The 21,518-nt window shown below is 70.8% G+C and carries 17 protein-coding genes and 3 tRNA genes; 3 read left to right on the top strand and 17 right to left on the bottom strand.

Annotated features, from left to right (window positions below; translation table 11 throughout):
* Nucleotide 1: 1 nt before the first annotated feature.
* The 6 genes from OHA03_RS14350 to OHA03_RS14325 all read right to left on the bottom strand — a co-directional run bounded on the left by OHA03_RS14350 (nucleotide 2) and on the right by OHA03_RS14325 (nucleotide 4,792).
* Nucleotides 2–1,612, bottom strand: coding sequence for a HAMP domain-containing sensor histidine kinase (locus OHA03_RS14350; protein ID WP_267004251.1), 1,611 nt, complete (start codon nucleotides 1,610–1,612; stop codon nucleotides 2–4).
* Entirely contained in the window at nucleotides 1,605–2,342 is a 738-nt protein-coding gene (locus OHA03_RS14345) for a response regulator transcription factor (RefSeq protein WP_266983553.1), read from the bottom strand. Before OHA03_RS14345 ends, OHA03_RS14350 begins: the two co-directional genes overlap by 8 nt.
* Before the next feature lie 78 nt (nucleotides 2,343–2,420).
* Complete coding sequence (locus OHA03_RS14340; protein ID WP_267004250.1) at nucleotides 2,421–3,299, bottom strand: amidohydrolase family protein; 879 nt, start codon at nucleotides 3,297–3,299, stop codon at nucleotides 2,421–2,423.
* Nucleotides 3,300–3,344: 45 nt separating this feature from the next.
* Complete coding sequence (locus tag OHA03_RS14335; protein WP_267004249.1) at nucleotides 3,345–4,253, bottom strand: DUF2797 domain-containing protein; 909 nt, start codon at nucleotides 4,251–4,253, stop codon at nucleotides 3,345–3,347.
* Between the two features lie 160 nt (nucleotides 4,254–4,413).
* Nucleotides 4,414–4,486, bottom strand: a tRNA-Arg gene (locus OHA03_RS14330).
* A gap of 215 nt (nucleotides 4,487–4,701) precedes the next feature.
* Nucleotides 4,702–4,792, bottom strand: a tRNA-Ser gene (locus tag OHA03_RS14325).
* 199 nt (nucleotides 4,793–4,991) lie between these two features.
* Between OHA03_RS14325 and OHA03_RS14320 the strand changes: the two genes are divergently transcribed.
* On the top strand, nucleotides 4,992–5,483 hold the full coding sequence (locus tag OHA03_RS14320) for an SSI family serine proteinase inhibitor (protein WP_267004248.1): 492 nt from the start codon (nucleotides 4,992–4,994) through the stop codon (nucleotides 5,481–5,483).
* A 226-nt stretch (nucleotides 5,484–5,709) separates the two neighbouring features.
* A complete protein-coding gene (locus OHA03_RS14315; RefSeq protein WP_267004247.1) occupies nucleotides 5,710–9,753 on the top strand; it encodes a PAS domain-containing protein in 4,044 nt (1,347 codons plus the stop codon).
* Nucleotides 9,754–9,859: 106 nt separating this feature from the next.
* On the opposite strand, the gene OHA03_RS14310 is transcribed toward OHA03_RS14315, so the two are convergent.
* The 9 genes from OHA03_RS14310 to OHA03_RS14270 form a co-directional block, all read right to left on the bottom strand.
* Nucleotides 9,860–11,509 (bottom strand): long-chain fatty acid--CoA ligase, encoded by a 1,650-nt coding sequence (locus OHA03_RS14310; RefSeq protein WP_267004246.1) that lies wholly within the window; start codon nucleotides 11,507–11,509, stop codon nucleotides 9,860–9,862.
* 155 nt (nucleotides 11,510–11,664) lie between these two features.
* A complete protein-coding gene (locus tag OHA03_RS14305; protein WP_267004245.1) occupies nucleotides 11,665–12,060 on the bottom strand; it encodes a nuclear transport factor 2 family protein in 396 nt (131 codons plus the stop codon).
* Nucleotides 12,061–12,219: 159 nt separating this feature from the next.
* Nucleotides 12,220–12,927 carry a SigE family RNA polymerase sigma factor gene (locus OHA03_RS14300; protein ID WP_267004244.1) on the bottom strand — a complete coding sequence of 236 codons (708 nt, stop codon included), beginning with the start codon at nucleotides 12,925–12,927 and terminating at the stop codon, nucleotides 12,220–12,222.
* A gap of 178 nt (nucleotides 12,928–13,105) precedes the next feature.
* Nucleotides 13,106–14,275: a lipid-transfer protein gene (locus tag OHA03_RS14295; RefSeq protein WP_267004243.1), complete on the bottom strand. Its 1,170-nt coding sequence runs from the start codon at nucleotides 14,273–14,275 to the stop codon at nucleotides 13,106–13,108.
* On the bottom strand, nucleotides 14,272–14,667 hold the full coding sequence (locus tag OHA03_RS14290; RefSeq protein ID WP_267004242.1) for a MaoC family dehydratase: 396 nt from the start codon (nucleotides 14,665–14,667) through the stop codon (nucleotides 14,272–14,274). The genes OHA03_RS14295 and OHA03_RS14290 overlap by 4 nt, the downstream gene beginning before the upstream one ends.
* Nucleotides 14,664–15,752, bottom strand: coding sequence for an acyl-CoA dehydrogenase family protein (locus OHA03_RS14285; protein WP_267004241.1), 1,089 nt, complete (start codon nucleotides 15,750–15,752; stop codon nucleotides 14,664–14,666). The genes OHA03_RS14290 and OHA03_RS14285 overlap by 4 nt, the downstream gene beginning before the upstream one ends.
* A gap of 1 nt (nucleotide 15,753) precedes the next feature.
* Nucleotides 15,754–16,689: a bifunctional MaoC family dehydratase N-terminal/OB-fold nucleic acid binding domain-containing protein gene (locus OHA03_RS14280; RefSeq protein ID WP_267008049.1), complete on the bottom strand. Its 936-nt coding sequence runs from the start codon at nucleotides 16,687–16,689 to the stop codon at nucleotides 15,754–15,756.
* 80 nt (nucleotides 16,690–16,769) lie between these two features.
* Nucleotides 16,770–17,972 carry an acyl-CoA dehydrogenase family protein gene (locus OHA03_RS14275; RefSeq protein WP_267004240.1) on the bottom strand — a complete coding sequence of 401 codons (1,203 nt, stop codon included), beginning with the start codon at nucleotides 17,970–17,972 and terminating at the stop codon, nucleotides 16,770–16,772.
* Nucleotides 17,973–18,179: 207 nt separating this feature from the next.
* Entirely contained in the window at nucleotides 18,180–18,491 is a 312-nt protein-coding gene (locus tag OHA03_RS14270; protein ID WP_267008048.1) for a hypothetical protein, read from the bottom strand.
* Nucleotides 18,492–18,883: 392 nt separating this feature from the next.
* Here OHA03_RS14270 and OHA03_RS14265 point away from each other — a divergent pair, with 392 nt between their 5' ends.
* Complete coding sequence (locus OHA03_RS14265) at nucleotides 18,884–19,789, top strand: bifunctional DNA primase/polymerase (protein WP_267004239.1); 906 nt, start codon at nucleotides 18,884–18,886, stop codon at nucleotides 19,787–19,789.
* Nucleotides 19,790–19,871: 82 nt separating this feature from the next.
* Here OHA03_RS14265 and OHA03_RS14260 read toward each other — a convergent pair.
* Together OHA03_RS14260 and OHA03_RS14255 are read right to left on the bottom strand one after the other, a co-directional pair.
* Nucleotides 19,872–19,958 (bottom strand) — tRNA-Ser (locus OHA03_RS14260).
* A 49-nt stretch (nucleotides 19,959–20,007) separates the two neighbouring features.
* Nucleotides 20,008–21,468 (bottom strand): S1C family serine protease, encoded by a 1,461-nt coding sequence (locus OHA03_RS14255; RefSeq protein ID WP_267004238.1) that lies wholly within the window; start codon nucleotides 21,466–21,468, stop codon nucleotides 20,008–20,010.
* Between the last annotated feature and the right edge of the window lie 50 nt (nucleotides 21,469–21,518).

Here is a 21,518-nt window from a genome sequence, read left to right as displayed (position 1 = left end):
GTCACACCGGTGTGATGGTCCTGTGGTTGTGCTGTGAGTCGGTACGGACCGGCGGAACAGCGGGCAGAACCGCAGGCAGATGGACGGCGAAGACCGTGCACCCCGGCACCGACCGCACCTCCACCCGGCCGCCGTGCGCGGCGACGACAGCCTGCACGATGGCCAGGCCGAGCCCGGTGGAACCCGCGCTGCGCGAGCGCGACGCATCGCCGCGCGCGAACCGCTCGAAGACATGCGGCAGCAGCTGCGCCGGGATTCCCGGCCCGTCGTCCTGTACCTCCAGCGTCACCCACGGATGAGCGGCCCCGGCCCGTACGCGTGCGGTCACGGTGGTGCCGGGCGGGGTGTGCGTACGGGCATTGGCCAGCAGATTGACCAGCACCTGGTGGATCCTGGTCGGATCGGCGTGCACGGTCGCGGGTTCGTCGGGCAGCTCCAGCCGCCAGTGATGACCCCGCTGCCCGGCTGCGCGGGCATCGCTCACCGCGTCGACGACGATCGGTGACAGATCAGTGCTCTCGTACGAGAGCGGGCGCCCGGCATCGAGGCGGGCGAGGAGCAGCAGATCCTCCACCATGCCCGTCATCCGCTCCGCCTCGGACTCGATCCGCCCCAGCGCATGCCGGGTGTCGGGACCGGTCTCCTCGCGTCCGCGCCGGGTCAGTTCGGCGTAGCCGCGGATGGAGGCCAGCGGCGTCCGCAGCTCATGGCTGGCGTCCGCGACGAACTGGCGTACCCGCATCTCGCTCTCCTGGCGCACCGCCAGTGCCGAACCGACATGCCCCAGCATCCGGTTGAGCGCCGCGCCCACCTGTCCGACCTCGGTCCGCGGATCCGCCTCGGCGGCTGGCACCCGCTCCAGAGGTGCCACCTCACCGCTGTGCAGCTGGAGTTCGGAGACCCGGGTGGCGGTCGCGGCGACCCGGCGCAGCGGCCGCAGCGCGACCCCGACCATGGCGGCCCCGGCGATCCCGGCGGCGATCAGCCCGGCCCCGGTGACACAGACCTCGACGAGGATCAGGGTGGTGAGGGCACCGCGCACCTCGGCGGCGGGGATGCCGACGAGGACGGTCGTCGTCCCGTCCGCTCCCTCGACTGCCGTCACGCGGTACACGCCGAGCCCGGGCAGGTCGACGCTCCGTGCCCCGTCCCCGACCTCGATGTCCGCCGCCTCCAGGGCTTTCTCCTCCGCACCCTTCAGCGGCCTCTCGGAGGCCGCGGCGGTCTGTTCGAGGGCGGCAGAGCTCTCCTCGACCACGCTCGACACAGTGATGGAACCGTCCACCGACACCGCACCGAGCGTGCCGAAAGGCTGCCCGCGGGCGTCTATGAAGGCCAGCGGATCGTCGTCCGGGCCGTCGGCGGGCATCGGCTGACCACCCGCGCCGGCCGCGCCGCCGCCCGGCGGCGGCTTCGAGGCCCGCATGGCGATGGAGTACAACTGTTTGTCGAGCTTGTCGTACATATATTTGTGGAAGGCGATGGTGGTGACCGAACCGATCACCGCGGCCACCACGGCGATCAGCGTCACCGCGGACACCACCAGCCGGGTCCGCAGCGTCCACGGCCCCTTTCCCCGCCGCCGCGCCCGGCGGCTCACCGGGCTACTCACCGGGCTTGATGAGATATCCGGCCCCGCGCCGGGTGTGGATCATCGGCGTCCGTCCGGCGTCGATCTTCTTGCGCAGATACGAGATGTACAGCTCGACGACGTTCGCCTGCCCGCCGAAGTCGTAGTTCCACACACGGTCCAGGATCTGCGCCTTGCTCAGCACCCGTCGCGGATTGCGCATCAGGAAGCGCAGCAGCTCGAACTCGGTCGCGGTGAGATGGATGGAGGTCGTCCCCCGGCTCACCTCGTGGCTGTCCTCGTCGAGCACCAGGTCACCGACGACGAGCGTCGACTCGCTCCGTACCGTCGCCGTCCCGGACCGCCGGATCAGCCCGCGCAGCCGCGCCACGACCTCCTCCAGGCTGAACGGCTTCGTCACATAGTCGTCGCCGCCCGCCGTGAGTCCGGCGATCCGGTCCTCCACCGAGTCGCGCGCGGTCAGGAACAGCACGGGGACTTCGGAGAGGTCCCGGCGAAGCTTGCCGAGCACCGAGAGCCCGTCGGTGTCGGGCAGCATCACATCGAGGATCACCGCGTCGGGCCGGAAGTCGCGCGCCATCCGGACGGCACTCGCACCGTCCCCGGCGCTGCGCACCTCCCAGCCCTCGTAACGCAGGGCCATGGAGAGCAGCTCGGCGAGCGGCGCCTCGTCGTCCACGACCAGCACGCGGACGGGATTGCGGTCCGGCCTGAGCAGTTCGGTACGCCCCTGGGGCGTGGTCGTCGTCATGCCGCAACCCTGTGAGACGCCTCTGAGAGGGTCCTTTCCCGATCCTGTGAATTCCCTGAGAAACCGGGAAGCGCGGGCTCAGCGCCGGTCGAACATCGCGTGCGCGTTCCCGTAGCAGACCGCCCGCAACCAGTCGTCCCCCAACTCCAGCCGCTCCAGGGCATGCAGCTGGTGCACATACGGGTACGGGATGTTCGGGAAGTCCGTCCCCAGCAGGATCCGGTCCCCGAGATCGGCGAGCCGTCCCCGCTCCGCCACCGGGAACGGCGTGAGGTCCTCCGAGAAGTCCGTGAACGCCATCGTCGTATCGAGCCGCACCTCGGGGTACGCCTCCGCCAGCGCCAGGAACTCCGCGTACTCGGGCATCCCCATGTGTGCCACGATCAGCCGCAGCCGCGGATGCCGCTCGAGCAGCCGGCCGATCGGTTCGGGACCGGTGTACTTGCCGGGCGCGGGACCGGACCCGCAGTGCATCACGACCGGCACCGCGGCCTCCGCCAGCAGCCCCCAGACCGGTTCGAGCAGTGGATCGTTCGCGTCGTACGCCCCGACCTGAAGGTGCGACTTGAAGATGCGTGCCCCCGACTCGACCGCCTCACGGACGTAACGCTCCACGCCCTCCTCGGGGAAGAGGGTCGCGGTGTGCAGACAGTCGGGCACCCGCCGCGCGAAGTCGGCCGCCCAGCCGTTCAGCCAGGCCGCCATCCCCGCCTTGTGCGGATAGAGCATCGAGGTGAACCGCCGCACGCCGAAGGACCGGAGCAGCGCGAGCCGTTCGTCCTCGTCGTGCCGGTAGGCGATCGGCCACTCCATCCCGGTCAGCGGACCGACGGAGTCGAAGTACGCCCACACCTTGCGGAGCACCTGCTCCGGCATGAAATGCGTATGGACATCGATCAGCCCCGGCAGCCCGAGCCGTTCCCAGAACCGCACCACGTCATCGCTGCCGTCACTCACCGCACACTCCTCGTCCGACCCGCTCCGACCCGATCAACGACGATCTCAGAAGAGCCCGTCCTGCACGCCGCCGCCCCCGATATCGATCACCGGCACCGTCACCCCCGACCGCGCATCGGCTCCCACCAGCTCCCATCCGGTCATCAGCCGGGTGTCCAGCACGACCACCCCGTCCGTGGCCGCCAGATGCAGATCGGGCCCGGCGGCCGCGACCAGCCGCCCCGCGACCACCCCGCCGTCCCTCAACTCGGTCACCGCCCGAGCCACTTCGACCGGCCTGTCGAGCCCGAACAACCCCGTGTGATCGACGGGCTCGAACGGCAGCCGCTCCAGCGACTGCGGCCACCCGGCCCCCTCCCGCTCAAGCGCGGCCGCCCGCCCGTACAGCCCCTCGACCTCCGCGACCCGCTCCGCCGCCCCGGGCAACCCGGCCCGCACCGTACGCTTGCGCGCGTACGGGATCCGGTCCGGCACCCCCAGCGCCGACCGCAGCAGCTCCTCGGTACGCCGCGCCGCCATCAGCGGCCCGCGCCCCAGCCAGCTGTAGACCACGGCCCCCTGCTCCCGCAGCCGCGCCGCACCCCGTGCCTCGGCGGTGATCCCGACCTTCACCATCGAGGGCCCGAACCAGGCGAGATAGACGCGGTACGTCCGCGGGTCGTCGGCAATGGTGTCGGCGGCCACCGAGTGCGCCCGGTCCAGCCGCGCGCACTCCGGGCACCGCGCCCCCGTACTCCGCCCGGACACCACGGCCCCCAGCGGACATACGTTCCCCCGAGCGCCCACACAGTGCCGCTCACCGCCGGCGCGGAAGCCGAGCTCCTTCCCGTACGCAAGGACACTCACCCGCGTCGAACCGGCCTCACCCTTCGCCCGATCCTTCACCCCGTCCTTCTGCCATCCCAGGGCCGGCCCCTCCTGGGGCCATCGCAACCCGGTGCAGTGCCAGCTCATGCGTGCGATCGTAACGAGGCTCCGCGCCGGGGCGGAGATCCCGATGAACAGGCCGCGAACGGAAGGAAGATCAGCCGACGCGCGGACACGGGCCCGGCAGCGCGGACACAGACAACGCAAGAGGCCCCCAGGATTTCTCCTGGGGGCCTCTTGCCTACTGTGCACTCGGCAGGATTCGAACCTGCAACCTTCTGATCCGTAGTCAGATGCTCTATCCGTTAAGCTACGAGTGCTTGGCGTTCCGGGCTTTTCTGCCTGGTCGGCGTTGCGGGAACAACATTACATGACCTGCGCCGTCACGCGAAATCCATTAGCCACACCACCTCTGACCTGCGAAAACGCCCTGTGGCGCCTCATTCGGTCACCTCGCCCCGCGCTGCCGCGAGCACGTTCCGCGTCCGGATACGACTGAAGCCCCGGCCAGTGGCTCGGGGCTTCAGCGATCAAGCGGAGGCGGAGGGATTTGAACCCTCGATGGGCTTTAAGACCCAAACCGCATTAGCAGTGCGGCGCCATAGACCGGACTAGGCGACGCCTCCAGCACACCTCGCGCGAGCGCAAGTGGTGCGTGCAGATGATGACACAGCTGAGCGCTGTCTCTCCAATCGCCGCCTACGGTACTAGGCAGTCGGCCACGAGGGCAAAGCGCCTGCGTTGCGCAACGCCGCGGCGTGCGGAGCGTTAGTGAAGACGGGGGTACCGCCTCCGCCGTTCTTCCGCGTCCAACAGGAGCTCCGCATGCTGCGCCGCCTCGTCCTCACCGCTGTCGCATCGCTCGCCGTACTGTCGGCTGCCGCACCGGCCGCGACCGCCGGAACCGGCCCCCTGCCGCTGCTGCCCGTTCCGCTGCCGCTGCCGTCGGCGCTCCAGGGCGACGACGGCACCGAGAGGACCCAGCTGAGGGTGACGGTCTCGGACTCCGGCGACCGGGAGGCCGACGGCGTGTACGAACTGCGGTGCCTCCCGGCGGGCGGCACCCATCCGGTGGCGCAGCAGGCCTGCGACCGGCTGGCGGAGCTCGCACAGCCCACGGACGGGAATGCCGGCGCGGACCCCTTCCGTCCGGTGCCCGCGGACGCCATGTGCACCCAGCAGTTCGGCGGCTCGGCCACCGCCCGGGTCACCGGGAGCTGGCGGGGGCAGCACGTCGACGCGTCCTTCGACCGGACCAACGGCTGCGAGATCGCCCGCTGGAACACACTGCGGCCGGTGCTCCCCAACGTCCGCTGACCACGGCGGCCGGGCCCGTCGCAGGACCCGTACCGGGGGCTTCACAGGACTCGCACAGGACAGGAGTCGTACACCGTATGCACAGAACCTTGGTGAGAGCTCCCCCTCATCCGCCGTCGGATGCCCCTTCCCTGCCTTTAGACTCCTCCAGTGACAGCCTGCGGCCCGAGGGGCAAGATGGGGCCCGCTGTCGGCAAGGTGCGGTAATCAGGGAGGAAGCGTCGTCGTGAGCAGCAGGCCATCCCGAGGCGCTGCTCGCCTCGCAGCCATACTCGATGCCCTTCCGGACGGGCTGTTGCTCGTCAATTGCAACGGTACGGTCGTCAACGCCAACACCATCGCCCTCGAAATGTTCGAGACTCCGGGCACCGCGCTCGTCGGTCGTGGACTGCTCGATCTGCTGCCGGAGTTCGACTCCAAGCTGATTCCGGGGTCGATGCGCAGGCCCGAGGCCGCGGACGAGCGGGGCCGTACGAAGCCGACGCGGATGACCGCGCGGCGGACCGACGGCACCGAGTACCCGGTCGAGGTCACCAGCGCCAGCCTGGAGGACGGGCAGGCCGCGTACAACGACTTCCAGGCGGGCTACGCCGGCAGCTACACGGGTGACGAGCTGCTGATGCTCGTCGTACGGGATCTGTCGGGCACCGTCGACACCGAGGCCGAGCTGGCCCGCTCGCAGCGGCAGACCGAGATGATCCTGCGGGCCGCGTCCGAGGGTGTCGTCGGCACGGACACGGACGGCCGGGTCGTTCTGGTCAACCCCGCCGCCGCGCAGATCCTCGGATTCCGCGCCAGCGACCTGGGCGGCCAGGAGCTGCACCCGCTCATCCTGCACTCGCGTGCGGAGGGCGAGCCGTTCCCGTACGAGGAGTCGCCGCTCGCCGACACGCTCAAGTCCGGGCGCAAGCACCGGGTGCGTGGGCAGGTGCTGTGGTCCAAGAGCGGCGCCCAGGTGCCGGTCGACCTGACGACCGCGCCCGTCCGCGACGGGGACCAGCTGGTCGGCGCGGTGATGACGTTCACCGACCGCAGGCCGTACGAGGAACTCACCAAGCAGCACACGACGCAGCTCACCGAGCTGACCGCGAGCCACACCACCGAGGTCACCGAGCTCACCGAACAGCACACCGCCGAAGTCGCCGAGCTCACCGAACGGCACGCCACCGAGCTGGCCGACCGGACCGAGCGGTACACGGCAGAGCTGGAGGAGCAGGCCGAGCGGATCACGGACCTGACCGCCCGGCACCACCAGCTGACCGCCGTACTCGGCGAGTCGCTGCGCGGCCCGCTGGAGGAGCTGCGCGGCGAGCTCTTCAAGCTCGCCGCCGACCCGGCGGGCCAGCTGTGGCCCGAGGCCAACCAGATCCTGCATCACCTGGCTGCCGGCTATGCCCGCATGACGACGCTCGTCGACAACGTGCTGGGCTTCCAGCGGCTGGACAGCGGTGCGGAGCAGCTGGTCAAGGCGACTGTGCTGCTCGACGGTGTCGTGACGGCCGGGATCGACGCCGCCGTCGAGCTGATCGGCCCCGGCCGGGCCCAGTTCGCGGTGCACGCGCCGCCGATCGAGGCCGAGGTCGACGCGGGTCGGCTGGTGACCGCGCTCGCGCATCTGGTCGCGGATGTCGCCGGGGTCGACTCGACCGGCAAGGCACGTGTGGTGCCGGGCGGCGGCTACGTCGACTCGACGGTGGTCGTGGCGGCGGCGCAGCGCGGTGAGGTCGTACGGATCGAGGTGCGCGGACCGTTCGCCGGGGGAGACCCGGTGCACGAGCCGATCGTGCGCGGAATCGTGCGGGCGCACGGCGGTGTGCTCCAGACGCACGAGATGCCGGGGATGAGCGGCAGCGCGTATGTACTCGAGGTGCCGCTGGGCGCGGGTTCGGGCACCGTGATGCCGCCGGAGCCGCCCGTCGTGCAGGCACCGGCGGAGGCGACGGCCGGTGGTGTCGCCGGGGCCGGTGCCGTGCAGGAGCAGCCGGGCACACCGCCAGGCGGGCGGCGCAGGGCCCGCAGGGCGTCGACGGATGCCTTCCTGGAGAGCCCGGTGGGTGCGGCGGAAGCCGGACCGGGGGCGGACACAGCAGCGGTGGAGCCGACCGGACGGCGGCGGGCGCGGCGCGAAACGGTGCCACAGGAGGAGTCGGCTCAGCAGGTCCAGCAGGGTCCGCAGTCGCCTCAGGGGCTCGTCCCCGCCCAGCAGCACGGCGAGGGATCCGGCCGCAGGCGGGGGAGGCCCAGCCCAGCCGAGGCGACCGCTGCGCCCGCGCAGTCCCCGCTGCCCGCACAGTCCACCCAGTCTCCGCAGCCGGGGCAGGGGCCCGGGCAGGCGTTGGCTCTGCCCGGAGCCGCGGCGCCGTCCGAGGGCTCCGTGGTGACGGCGGCCGAGGGCGCACAGGGCGGTGGCGGCCGTCCGCAGCGCGGGCAGACCGTGCCGCCGCAGGGTGTTCCGGCCGAGATGCCGGTGCCTGCGGGCGGACACCGCACTCGTCAGGGCAACGAGAATCAGCTGGCCCTCCCGGCAGTCGCTCCTGCCACCGGCCAGGGGCAGAGCGAGGGCAACCCGCAGCAGGGCCAGGCCCAGCCGCAGCCGACCGGGCGGCGGGCCCGGCGGGCGCTCGGGACCGCACAGGACCGGTCCGTTCCGGCCGAGTCGACAGGGCCGCGGACCGCGTTCGCGCTCCCGCCCGCCGAGGCCGACCGGATCCCGCCCACGGCCGGTGAGGCGGACGCCTCGCTGCCCGGACGCCATGACGCCGTACGGGCCCCGCAGGACGACGTCCACACGCCGCCGCAGGCACACCCCGGGCCGACCGGCCGCCGCCGGGCCCGTCAGGCCGACGCACCGCAGCAGCCGGAGCCCCTGCAGCAGCCGATGCAGCCCGGACTGCCCGCGCAGCCCGGGGGCTGGGCGGAGAACGGCACCTCGGGACAGGGGCCGGCTTCCCTGACACCCCCCGGCGACGACCTGGACCGGACCGGAGGGGGTCACACCACCCACACCACCGGCAACACCAACCCCGCCGGTGTGACGGAGAGCCGCCCGCGAGACACCGCACCCGTGCCCGCACCCGCACCCGAGCCCGTGCCGGATGCGCGGCGCCAGCCGCTGCCGGCCGAGGCCCCCATGCCCGCCTCCCCGTCGGCCGACTCGACGCAGGGGCGCGCGTTCAGCGTGCGGACGCTCGGGCAGGGCGTGCCGTTCGTCCAGCACCTCGCCCATCAGCAGAACCAGACGCTCGGCGGCGCCGGGCGACGCCGGAAGCTCGCCGCCCCGCCCGAGGCCGAGCGCACGGCACAGCCCGCCGTGCCGCAGCCGGCCGCCACACAGCCCGGCGCCGCACCGACGGCTGCTGCGCAGCCCGCCGCAGCTCCCACCACCAGCACCTCCGGGCAGCTGCTGTCCGCCCCTGCGGCCGAGGGGCGCGCATACGCCATCGGGGCACCCGACGAGGGCGCCGAAGGTCCGGAGCCGCTGGACGGCCCGGGAGGCGCGGTAGAGGTCGCCAACCGTCCGTCGCCGCAGCCGGTCGACGACGAGCTGCCCCCGGAGCCGCTGGACAACCCGCGTCGGCTCCTCGTCTGGCCCGCGCCCGACGTCTCCACCCAGCAGGCACTGAGCGACCGCGGCTACCGGCCGGTGATCGTGCACTCCCGCGAAGAGGTGGACGCTCAGATCGCGGCATTCCCCGCCGCGCTCTTCGTGGACCCGCTGACCGGCCCCATCACCCGTACGGCCCTGCAGTCGCTGCGCCAGGCGGCGGTGGCCGCGGAGGTTCCGGTGCTGGTGACGGCCGGTCTGGGGCAGGCGTCGCGGGAAGCGGCGTACGGTGCCGACCCCGCCATACTCCTCAAGGCGCTCGCTCCCCGCGACAGCGAGCAGCACCCGCCGCGCGTGCTGCTGATCGAGGAGCACGAGGAGATCGCGGTGGCACTGACGACGACGCTGGAACGCCGCGGCATGCAGGTCGCGCGGGCCGCCACCGACGACGAGGCGGTCTCGCTGGCCACCCGGATGCGGCCGAACCTGGTGGTGATGGACCTGATGCAGGTACGCCGCCGCCGGGCCGGGATCATCGACTGGCTGCGCGCGAACGGCCAGCTCAACCGCACCCCGCTGGTCGTCTACACCTCGGCCGACATGAACCGGGCGGAACTGCCGAAGCTCAGCTCGGGCGAGACCGTGCTGTTCCTGGCGGAACGCTCGACGAGCGAAGAGGTGCAGTCCCGCATCGTCGACCTGCTGGCGAAGATCGGCACGAACTGACGGACGGGCGCATGCGACGAGGGCGGTACGGGAAACCCCGTACCGCCCTCGTCGCATGCGCCCCGCGGACCCTCTCAGGCCGTGGCGGACCTGTCGGACCCGTCGATCAGAACTGGGTGATCTCCAGCTCGCCGTCCGCGTACTGCTTGCGGATCACCTTCTTGTCGAACTTGCCGACGCTGGTCTTCGGCACCGACGGAATGAGCGTCCAGCGCTCCGGCAGCTGCCACTTCGCTATGCCGTACTCCGCGAGGAACCCCTTCAAGGTCACGTAGTCGGCGGTGGCGCCGTCCTTGAGGACCACGGTCGCGAGCGGACGCTCGCCCCACTTCTCGTCCGGGACGGCGACGACGGCGGCCTCGGCCACATCCGGGTGCGCCATCAGGGCATTTTCCAGCTCGACGCTCGAAATCCACTCCCCACCGGACTTGATGACGTCCTTGGCGCGGTCGGTGAGGGTGAGGAAGCCGTCCTCGCTGATGACGCCGACGTCACCGGTCTTCAGCCAGCCGTCGTCGCTGAACTTGTCCTCGGGGCGCAGCGCCTCGCCGTCCGCACCCCCGTAGTACGCACCTGCGATCCAGGGACCACGCACCTCCAGCTCACCGGCCGACTCGCCGTCCCAGGGCAGGTGGTCGCCGCCGGGACCGACCAGCCGCGCCTCGACACCGGCCGGGAAACGGCCCTGGGTGATCCGGTACGGCCACTCCTGCTCCTCCGTCAGACCGGCGGGCGGGTTGGCCATGGTGCCGAGCGGTGACGTCTCCGTCATGCCCCAGGCGTGGCAGAGGCGGACACCCAGCTTGTCGTACGCCTCCATCAGGGCGGGCGGACAAGCGGCGCCGCCAATGGTGACGCGGGCCATCGAGGTCAGATCGCGCGGGTTGGCGGTGACCTCGGCGAGCAGTCCCTGCCAGATGGTGGGGACGGCGGCGGCGTGGGTCGGCTTCTCACGCTCGATCATGTCGGCGAGCGGGGCGGGCTGCAGAAAGCGGTCCGGCATGAGCATGTTGACGCCGGTCATGAATGTCGCGTGCGGCAGACCCCAGGCGTTGACGTGGAACTGGGGGACGACCACCAGGGTGGTGTCCTTGTCCGACAGCCCCATCGACTCGGCCATGTTGACCTGCATGGAGTGCAGGTAGATGGAGCGGTGGGAGTAGACGACGCCCTTGGGGTCGCCGGTGGTGCCGGAGGTGTAACACATGGCGGCGGCCTGGCGTTCGTCCAGCTCGGGCCAGTCGTAGCTGGTCGGGCGGCCGGCGATCAGCTCCTCGTAGTCGTGCACCTGCGGCACGGCGCCGTCGAGCACCGAACGGTCGCCTGGCCCCACGACCACCACATGCTCGATCGACGTCAGGTGGGGGAGGAGCGGTGCAAGAAGCGGCAGCAGCGAGCCGTTGACGAGGACGACCTTGTCGTCCGCGTGCTTGACGACCCAGATCAACTGCTCGGCGGGAAGCCGCAGGTTGAGCGTGTGGAGCACCGCGCCCATGGAGGGGATCGCGAGATACGCCTCGATGTGCTCCGCGTTGTTCCACATGAGGGTCGCCACCCGCTGGTCGCCGACGACGCCGAGCTCGTCGCGCAGCGCGTGGGCGAGCTGTGTGGCACGGCGGCCCACTTCGGCGAAGCTTCGCCGCTGCGGCTCGGGCTCGCCGGTCCAGGTCGTGACCTGAGACTTCCCATGGATCGTCATCCCATGCGTCAGGATGCGGGTGACAGTCAGCGGTACGTCCTGCATGGTGCTCAGCACGGCGTCCTCCCGGTGGGCGCTACGCGGCAGTAAGGTTCCGCTGATTCTGCGCACATACCGCGCGGTATGTCACTACTCCCGGGAGTACGAATCGGTTTCCGTCGGATTCCCCTGGCCGGCATGCCGACGGGGCCTGCGGGGCGAGCAACCGGGAATCAGGACCAGAACTCGTCGCTGACCTCAATGTCTTCCATGCACTCGTCAAGGTCGGTGGCCTTGTCGCCGATGATCCGGAAGACGATCCCGCCCATGGCATCGAGCGTCCGCCCCTTGCGCTTCGCCATGACCCGATGCACAGACACTGCGTGCCCCCGGCCGTCGACCAGCACATTCAGCAGCGTGGCCGTCATCGTGCCGTCCGATTCCTCGGCCAGCCGCCGGTAGTACGCGAGCATCTCGTCCCGGCCCTTGTAGTCACCGGAGAGTGCACTGTTGCCCGGGACATGGTGGGTCGCGTCGCCCGCCAGCATCTCGGCCAGCGTCTCCATGTCACCGCGGTTGAAAGCTTCGTAGCCCTTGCGGACCAGCGCGGCATGCGGATGTTCAGCCATGACCGTCGCCACCTTTCCCGGCTTCTGGTTTCCCGGTGTCCTGGGAGGAAGGCTGATACCCCCAACCGTCGCACCACCCGGAACGCCTCGCGAGCCCGCGCCTGCCCGTCTGCCGGCCCGTGGCCCGCCGTGCTGTCGGCCCGCCGGTGAGCTTCGGGCTCAGCGCACAGGGGTCAGCTCCGGGTCCTCGCGGAGCTTGCCGAGGGCTCGTGAGACCGCGCTCTTGACGGTGCCGATGGACACCCCGAGCACCTCGGCCGTCTGCGCCTCACTGAGGTCCTCGTAGTAACGCAGGACGACCATCGCCCGCTGCCGGTCCGGAAGCTTCAGCACGGCCCGCCACATCGCATCGTGCAAGGACTGCTGCTCGGCGGGATCGGGCGCCGGAGAGGCCTCCTGCTCGGGCAGCTCGTCGCAGGCGAACTCGTCGACCTTGCGCTTGCGCCACTGCGAGGTCCGGGTGTTCAGCAGCGCCCGGCGAACGTAACCGTCGAGCGCCCGGTGATCCTCGATCCGCTCCCACGCCACGTACGTCTTGGTGAGCGCGGTCTGCAGCAGGTCCTCGGCATCACTCGGATTCGCGGTGAGCGAGCGCGCGGTACGCAGCAGCACGGGCCCCCGCGCCCGCACGAACGACGAGAACGACGGGTACGGAACGTGCGGAGCACACGCCCCGTGCGGAGTGAGCGCGGTGTGCGGAGTGAGCGCGGTGTGCGAGGCCTGTGTGGTGGCCGATGCGTGCTGCGGGTATGACGCCGATGAGGCGCGTGGCGCGTGCTGCGCGTGCGACGCCGACGAGGTGTGCGGCGCGTATCCGGTGGCGGCAGCGGCTCCCCTGGAGGCGCCCGTGCAGACTGGCGTGGTCATAGGTCCACGCTAGGAGTGGGTACTACCCCGGGGGATCGGCCCCAGGTCCCGAAGCCACGTCCGCCTCAGGTTGTAGGGGTGGGGTCGGCCCCACCTCCTGAAGGAGTAGGGGCCGTCATCAGGACTCAGGGTCACCCCCGGACGGCCCCACCGCCCCACCGGCGCCGTCGCTCCCCCGTCACGCGCCGTCCGTGCCCAGTATCAGTCCCGAGGTGGGGACCCCCGTGCCTGCCGTCACCAGCGTTCTCGCCGCTCCGGGTATCTGATTCACCGACGTGCCCCGGATCTGCCGGACCGCCTCCGCAATGCCATTCATCCCGTGCAGATAGGCCTCTCCCAACTGGCCTCCGTGTGTGTTCAGTGGCAGCGCGTCGTCCGCCACGAAGTCAGCGGCCTCACCCGGTCCGCAGAATCCGAACTCCTCCAGCTGCATCAGAACGAACGGGGTGAAGTGGTCGTAGAGGATGCCCACGTCGATGTCGGCGGGAGCGAGTCCGGAAGTACGCCAGAGCTGTCTGGCGACGACGTCCGTCTCCGGCAGTCCGGTCAGCCCGTCACGGTAGAAGCTGGTCATCTGTTCCTGCGCCCGCCCGGCACCCTGAGCGGCAGCGACGATCACTGCGGGCGGACGGGGAAGGTCGCGGGCCCGCTCGGCACTGGTGACGACGATCGCCTGTCCGCCGTCGGTCTCCTGACAGCAGTCGAGCAGCCGTAGCGGTTCGACGATCCAGCGCGATGCGGCGTGATCGGCAAGCGTGATCGGCTTCTCGTAGAAGTACGCCGCCGGGTTGCGCGCGGCGTGGCGTCGGTCGGTGACCGCGACATGGCCGAAGGCTTCCGGGGTCAGGTTGTACGTGTGCAGGTAGCGCTGGGCGGCCATGGCGACCCAGGAGGCCGGGGTGAGGAGTCCGAAGGGGAGATTCCAGCCGAGCGCAGTCCCCTCGGCCGTCGGTTCCCGGTGCTGCACGCCGGAACCGAAACGGCGCCCCGACCGCTCGTTGAATGCGCGGTAGCAGACCACGACATCGGCCACCCCGCTCGCCACGGCGAGCGCCGCCTGCTGCACGGTGGCGCAGGCCGCCCCGCCCCCGTAGTGGATGCGGGAGAAGAACGACAGCTCCCCGATGCCGGCCGCCTGGGCGACAGTGATCTCGGGGCTGGTGTCCATCGTGAAGGTGACCAGGCCGTCGACATCGGCGGGGGTCAGCCCGGCGTCGTCGAGGGCAGCCCGCACCGCCTCGACGGCCAGCTTCAGTTCGCTGCGCCCGGAGTCCTTGGAGAACTCGGTCGCCCCGATCCCTACGATCGCGGCCCGTCCGCCGAGCGAATCTGCCCTGCGCACGCTCATGCGGATCCCTCCGGGACGCTGACGGTCACCTTGCCGGTGACGTGCCTGCCGAGACCATTCGCTCCGACAACCGTCACCTCGGCCGTCCCGTCGTCGCCGAGGGCCGTGACGGTGCCGCTCAACACCATGGTGTCCCCCGGATAGTTGGGTGCGCCCAGCCTGATGGCGACCTTGCGGAGCACCGCCGAGGGCCCGAAGTGGTCGGTGACGTACCGCCCGACCAGGCCGTTGGTCGTCAGGATGTTCATGAAAATGTCCGGGGAGCCCTTCTGCTGTGCGAGCTCGGCGTCATGGTGCACGTCCTGGTAGTCGCGGGAGGCGATGGCGCCCGCGACGATCAGGGTGCGGGTCACCGCGACCTCCAGCGGTGCCAGCTCCTCGCCGACCTTCATTGCGAATCCTCCTCCACCAGCAACTGACCCAACTCCTCCAGCACTTCGCTGCCGCATCCCAGATAGGCGTCGAGCTGGCGGCCCCAGAGGAAGTGCCGGTGCACGGGGTGGTCGAGGTCGGCTCCCGTCCCACCGTGCAGATGCTGTCCGGCATGCACGACCCTCTTGCCCGCCTCCGACGCCCACCAGGCCGCGGTCAGTGCCTGGGCCGCGAACGGCAGCCCCTTGTCGTGGCGCCACGCCGCCTCGTACGCGGTGACCCGTATCGCCTCGGTGTCCATATGGGCATCAGCGGCCCGCAGCAGCACCCCCTGGTTGGTGGAGAGCGGGCGCCCGAACTGCTCCCTGGTGGTGGTGTGGGCGACCGCCCGGGCCAGCGACCCGGCGCACACCCCCTCCTGCAACCCCGCAAACGCCGTACGGCTCGCGGCCAGCACAGCTCCATACGCCGCCGTCCCGGTTGCGCTGTCAGTCCCCGTGCTCGTGCCCGTCCCCGTCCGACCTGCTGGTCCACCGAGCCGCTCGCCGGGCGCCCGGTCCAGTGCGAGCCGGGCCGCCGACCATGGAGCCGTCGTCTCCACGGGCGACACCGCCACACCCGGGTCGGCGGTCCGTACGATCCACAGCACCCGGTCCGCGTCCGCCACGAGCACCAGAGTGGCGTCCCTCAGCCACGGCACATAGGGCACGCTGCCGCTCAACCGCCCTTCCCCGTCGGCCCGTAGACCATCACGTGCCGGGAACGCGCCGGTGGCGACAGCAGTGCCGTCCCGCAGCGGCGGAAGCAGTCGCTCCCGCTGTTCGTCCGTACCGTGCTCGGCAATGGCGAGCAGCCCGTACGCACATGTCACGGCGAAGGGCACCTGCGCAGTCGTTCTCCCCTGCTCCTCCAGCAGCAGCACCAGGCCCAGCAGCCCGATCTCCTCGACGGCGGCGGTCAGCCCGGCCGCGCACAGCTCCTTCCACAGCTCGCTGTCCGTCCCCGTCCCGGCGGCGGCCAGCCGCTCGTGCGTGGCCAGATCTCCGAAGATCTGCGCGGCGAGACCCTGCGCCGCGGCCTGCTCCTCCGTGGGCGTGAAGTCCATGTCAACCCTCGCTCCCCCGGAAGACCGGCAACTCCAACTCTGGGTCCGTGCGCAGGAATTCGAGCCTGACCGGCATCCCGGTCCGCACCTTGTCGTACGGCACACCGACCACATTGCTGACCATCCGTACGCCCTCCGCCAGCTCTATCAGCGCCACCGCGTACGGCCCGGCATCGTCGGAGGCGCCGAAGGCGGGGAAGGGCGGGTGATGCATCACTACATAACTGAAGACGGCGCCCTCGCCACTCGCCTCGACCGTGTCCCAGTCCTGACAACCGCACTCATTGCACCCGGGCAGCCAGGGGAAGCGCAGGGTCTCGCACTCCCCGCACCGCTGGATGAGTAATTTGTGTTCGGCGACGCCCTGCCAGAACCCGGCGTTGTCCCGATTGATCACCGGCCTCGGCCGCAGACTCCGGCCGCCTTCCTTCACCCCCGCCGGCCCTCCCGGCCTCGCCCCTCGCCTCAACGCTGCGGGCGTGTACTTGAGGATCCGGAAGCGGTGCGTCCCGGCCGGCTCCCCGGCTGCTCGGACATCCATCCGCGTCGTGACGAAGTAGCCCGTCCCCAGCCTGGTCGTCTTCCGCTCCGACACCGACTCGATCACCGCGTCGAAGGTGATGCGGTCCCCGGGACGCAGCGGCCGCAGATGCTCCTGCTCGCAGTCGGTCGCGACCACCGATGTGTACCCGGCGCCGTCGAGGAGGGCGAACAGCTCGTCGTACGCCCCGGAACGGTCCGAGTGCCCCGACAGGCCGCTCATCGTCCACGCCTGCAGCATGGTGGGCGGAGCAATCGCCCCGGGCCCCGCATATGCCGGGTTCGTGTCTCCCACGGCCTCGCACCAGTGCCTGATCATCGGCTCGTTGACCAGGTCCTTGCCGACGCCGGCGGTGGCGGCCGCCCGCCCCTCGTACGCCTTGAGCCGTTCGTACAACTCGTCCGCCCCTCCCTGCCCGCCGCGGTCGCCCTGCGGGCTCCGGCCGCCCTGCCCGCCCTGCTCGTATCGCGCGTCCGTCACCGCTTCCCCCTCTTCATGCCGAGCCGCATCGTCGCAACGATCTCCCGCTGCACCTCGCTCACCCCGCCCCCGAAGGTGTTGATCTGCGCCGCCCTGTTCATCCGCTCCAGCTCCCCGTCCCCGAAGGAGCCGAGCGAACCACCGCGGACCATTCCGGCCTCGCCCGTGATTTCCTGGCACATTCGATACACCTCGACGGCCGATTCGGTTCCCATGAATTTCACGCCGCTCGCCTCGCCGGGGGCCAGCGAGCCCGCCCCCACATCCCCCACCAAACGCCAGTTGAGCAGGCGCGTTGCCGCCAGCCGGGCATAGGCCTCAGCGAGCCGGGACCGCACCCACGGCTCGTCAACCGGGCGCCGCCCACTCACCGGATCGGGGGTACGGGCGTGGGCGAGCACCGCCTCGTAGAACTCCTCCGCCTGCATCCCGATCGCGGCGAGCGCCACCCGCTCATGGTTCAGCTGGTTGGTGATCAGCCCCCAGCCGCCGTTCTCCTCGCCGACCAGATTCGTGGCGGGTACCCGTATCCCGTCGTAATAGGTGGCCGTCGTGGTCAGACCACCTACGGTCTCGATGGGGGTCCAGGCGAACCCGGGGGCGTTCGTCGGGACCAGGATGATCGAGATGCCCTTGTGCTTGGCCGCATCCGGATCCGTGCGGCAGGCGAGCCAGATCCAGTCCGCGTTCTGCGCATTGCTGGTGAAGATCTTCTGTCCGTCGATCACCCAGGCGTCGCTGTCCCGCACCGCCCTGGTGCGCAAGGCCGCCAGGTCCGTGCCGGCCTCCGGCTCGCTGTAGCCGATCGCGAAGACGAGGTCGCCGTTGAGGATCCGCGGCAGGAAGTACGCCTTCTGCGCCTCGGTCCCGTACTTCATCAGGGTCGGGCCGACAGTGTTGAGCGTGACCATGGACACGGGCGCACCCGCCCGGTACGCCTCGTCGAAGAAGACGAACTGCTCGTCGGGACCGCGGCCCTGACCTCCGTACTCCACGGGCCAGCCCAGTCCGAGCATCCCGTCGGCGCCGATCCGACGCAGCAGCCGGCGTTGTTCGACCGGATCATCGGCATGTCCTGCCCGCATCCCGGACGTCGCATCCGTCCCGGAGGCCGCGTCAGGCCCGGTGATCACATCGCGGAAATAGGTGCGGAGCTCGGCGCGCAGCTGCTGCTGACGCTCCGTCGGGGCGAGGTGCACGGCGGCGGGCCTTCCGGACGCGGGCGTACGGATCAGGGTTTCTGACTGTCCGTCAGATTCGTGGCCGCTGTCAAGGTCGGCGACGCCCGAACGTGCCTGCGCGGGAAACGCGAACGGCCTGCGTGAAGACGCAGAAGCGCCTTCACGCAGGCCGTTGTTCACCCCACCCCGCGCCGGCCCCCCGACCGGCCCATGGTGGACCCCGGCTCACCAGAGTTTCGTGAAGTTCACCGTGACATTCCTATTGGACTGGTAGATCGCGGCGAACGCCGAGCGGTTCACCTGAGCCGAGTTGCTCTGGTTCGATGCCCCGGAACCGGTGGCCTGCTGCTGCGACGTCGACGAGTTGCCGGAGTTGTTCCTGCCGACTCCACTGCCGCCGATCGTCGCAACACCCGCGTTCGACCCGTCGTTCGCGAACGAGCCGTTGTCGGCCTGGGCAACGCCGCCGAATAGCGCGACGGCGAGGGGCAGTGCGGCAACAGCGGCGAGGGCGCGTGCGGTACGGATGCTTGCCATGTCAATTTCCTCCAGGAACCGAAAGTGCGGCTGTTTTCGAGGCAGTTGGCCGACCGCCTCGCTCTTGGTCACGACGTCGCGAGACCAAAGCTGCCCACCGAATCCCCGGCGAACCACCCAGGTCCACCGATTCCCCCGCAAGCATGAGGAACACCCGATAAACCTCCTGCCCGCCCCGAAGCCCCAGCTCACACCCCCGGCACACACCCCCGACACCACGCAATCCCGCGCACCCAGGAGGAAAAGCGTTTCGGCACATTTCCCGCCCTTCCACCCCGCCCGATCCACTCGTCCGATCCACAGCAACCGATCCGGCCCCACCCTCCACCGTCGCCCGCCGCTCACCCCCGCCACCCCTTCCTTTATTCGAACAGTTGTACGAACATAGAGCTATGGCCATCACCGACCGGCAGACCGCCACCCTGGCCCTCGCCCACGCGCTCTCCGCCGCCGAGCACGGGCTCCCCGTCATCCCGCTGTCCGCCACCAAGCTCCCTGCCCTGCGCTCTCCGCACCACGACGAGGACCGGCCGGTCACGTGCCGGGGCGCCTGCGGTCTCCCTGGACACGGCGTCCACGACGCCACCACGAACCCTGCTGCCGTACGCGCCCTCTTCGCCGCCGCCCCCTGGGCCACCGGCTACGGAATCGCCTGCGGCCTGGCCCCGCACCACCTCATCGGCGTCGACCTCGACGTCGACACCACCGGCCGGATGGACTCCGTGGCGGCCCTCCAGCAACTGGCCCTGCACCACCTGTTCACCATCCCGCCGACGGTCACGGTGATCACTCCCAGCGGCGGCCGCCACATCTGGCTCACCGGCCCGCCCGGCATATCCGTACCGAATTCCGCAAGCCGCCTCGCCCCCGGCATCGACATCCGCGGCACCGGCGGCTACCTGGTCGGTCCCGGCTCGGTCACCGCCCGCGGCACCTACCGCCTCGCTCCCGGCGCCGCCGATCTCTCCCCGGCCCCCTGCCCCCGCGCGCTCCTCCGGCTGCTCACGCCCCCCGCACGTCCTCACCACCCCTCCGGCCGCCCCCACCACGGCCGGGGCCTGGTCCAGTTCGTTCTCGCGGCACACGAAGGACAGCGCAACACCCGTCTCTTCTGGGCTGCTTGCCGTGCGTACGAACACGGCTTCGGCGAAGCCCTGGCGGACGCCCTCACCGACGCCGCCGTCCGCACCGGCCTCACCGAACGCGAGGCCCGAGCCACCATCGCCTCAGCCGCCCGCCTCACCTCCGGCCGCCCCATGGGCCCGGAGGACGCCGACCGTCCCGACCGATTCCCCTGAGCCCGCACCGCCGACCGGACTCGACACCGTCGGCCGCGCACGCAGAAGGGGCGCCCTCTCGGACGCCCCTTCACAGGTGTTGCGGTGGGTGTGGGATTTGAACCCACGGTGACATCGCTGCCACGACGGTTTTCAAGACCGTTCCCTTAGGCCGCTCGGGCAACCCACCCCACGTCATCGGTCATCGACCGGCCTTGACGCGAGGACAGCCTAGCCGGTCAGCTGTCGCCCTTGCGCTCCCCCAGGGTGACTTCGGCCGTCGACACCTTGCCGTCGCGCTTGTAGGTCAGCGTGACCTTGTCGCCCGGCTTGTGGGTCCAGATCTCGCCGATCAGGGTCGGGCCGCTGTCGATCACCGTCTCGTTGAACTTGGTGATGACGTCGCCCGCCTTGAGACCGGCCTTGGCGGCGGGACCGTCCGGGCTGACGGGCGGCGTGCCGCCCGAGCCCTGGTCCGAGATGACGGCGCCGCCGGTCTTCTCGTCCATGGTGACCGTGGCACCGATCACCGGGTAGACCGGCTGACCGGTCTTGATCAGCTGCTGGGCGACGTTCTCCGCCTGGTTGATCGGGATCGCGAAGCCGAGGCCGATGGATCCCGCCTGGGCCTGGCCGCTGCTGCCGGTCGACTGGATGGCCGAGTTGATACCGATGACCGCACCGCGCGCATCAAGCAGCGGACCGCCGGAGTTGCCCGGGTTGATCGAGGCGTCGGTCTGCAGTGCGCTCATGTAGGAGTTGCTGCCGCCGGAACCGTCACCGGAGGCGACCGGGCGGTTCTTCGCGCTGATGATGCCGGTCGTGACCGTGTTGGACAGACCGAACGGCGCACCGATCGCGATCGTCGAATCGCCGACCGCGACCTGGTCCGAGTTGCCGAGGGCCAGCGGGGAGAGCCCCGACGGCGCGTTCTTGAGCTTCAGTACGGCGACGTCGTAACCCTCCGCGCGGCCGACCACCTCGGCGTCGTACTTCTTGCCGTTGGAGAACGTCGCCGTGAGCTGGCCACTGTTCGCCGCGGAAGCCACCACGTGGTTGTTGGTGAGGATGTGGCCTTCCTTGTCGTACACGAAGCCGGTGCCCGTGCCGCCCTCGCCGTCGCCGTTCTGCGCGTCGATGGTGACCACGCTGGGCAGCGCCTTGGCCGCGACGCCCGCGACCGTGCCGGGGTCGCGCTTGAGGGCCTGCGGATTGGTCGACGCCGTGACCGTGGTCGAACCGGAGGAGTTGCCGCTGTCGTTCCGGTCGGCAGCCCAGTAGCCGAGGGCGCCGCCGACCCCGCCCGCCACGAGGGCCGCGACGGCCACCGCGGCCACCAGGCCGCTGCCGCGCCTCTTTCGCGGGGCCTCCGGCGGCAGCTGGCCGGCCGTCCCCCACACGGGCCCACCGCCACCACCCGCGCCCTGCGCGTACGCGGGAACGGCAGGCGGGGGCGGCGGCCAGGCACCGGCCGGCTGCGCGGACGGCGCGTGCTGCGGCCCGGAGGGCTGCGGCGGCGGCCAGTCCATCGCCGGCCCGGACTGCTGCGTCGCCGCCGCGTCCGACGAATCCGGGCCCGCGGGCGCCGACGGGGGCGCAGGCGTGCCCTCAGGAGCAGCGGCCGGCACGGGAGGTGCGGACGGAACGGACGGAACGGCCTGAGCCGCAGTGCCCTCGTTGCCCTCGTTCTCTGTGCTCACAGCTCTTTACTCCTCGGTTCCTCATCAATTTTCGGCAAGAGATCCGCTGT

The organism is Streptomyces sp. NBC_00154 (genome assembly GCF_026342835.1).
In the GTDB taxonomy this organism is placed as follows: Bacteria; Actinomycetota; Actinomycetes; order Streptomycetales; family Streptomycetaceae; genus Streptomyces.
Note: the sequence above shows the minus strand (reverse complement) of the source record. Positions and strands in the feature narration are given on the sequence as shown.

What these genes read in the sequence shown, in the direction of transcription:
- OHA03_RS14345 (WP_266983553.1), bottom strand. Translation starts at nt 2,342, where the DNA reads ATGACGACGACCACGCCCCAGGGGCGTACCGAACTGCTCAGGCCGGAC.
- OHA03_RS14335 (WP_267004249.1), bottom strand. Translation starts at nt 4,253, where the DNA reads ATGAGCTGGCACTGCACCGGGTTGCGATGGCCCCAGGAGGGGCCGGCC.
- OHA03_RS14320 (WP_267004248.1), top strand. Translation starts at nt 4,992, where the DNA reads ATGCTGCGCCGCCTCGTCCTCACCGCTGTCGCATCGCTCGCCGTACTG.
- OHA03_RS14305 (WP_267004245.1), bottom strand. Translation starts at nt 12,060, where the DNA reads ATGGCTGAACATCCGCATGCCGCGCTGGTCCGCAAGGGCTACGAAGCT.
- OHA03_RS14300 (WP_267004244.1), bottom strand. Translation starts at nt 12,927, where the DNA reads ATGACCACGCCAGTCTGCACGGGCGCCTCCAGGGGAGCCGCTGCCGCC.
- OHA03_RS14295 (WP_267004243.1), bottom strand. Translation starts at nt 14,275, where the DNA reads ATGAGCGTGCGCAGGGCAGATTCGCTCGGCGGACGGGCCGCGATCGTA.
- OHA03_RS14290 (WP_267004242.1), bottom strand. Translation starts at nt 14,667, where the DNA reads ATGAAGGTCGGCGAGGAGCTGGCACCGCTGGAGGTCGCGGTGACCCGC.
- OHA03_RS14285 (WP_267004241.1), bottom strand. Translation starts at nt 15,752, where the DNA reads ATGGACTTCACGCCCACGGAGGAGCAGGCCGCGGCGCAGGGTCTCGCC.
- OHA03_RS14270 (WP_267008048.1), bottom strand. Translation starts at nt 18,491, where the DNA reads ATGGCAAGCATCCGTACCGCACGCGCCCTCGCCGCTGTTGCCGCACTG.
- OHA03_RS14265 (WP_267004239.1), top strand. Translation starts at nt 18,884, where the DNA reads ATGGCCATCACCGACCGGCAGACCGCCACCCTGGCCCTCGCCCACGCG.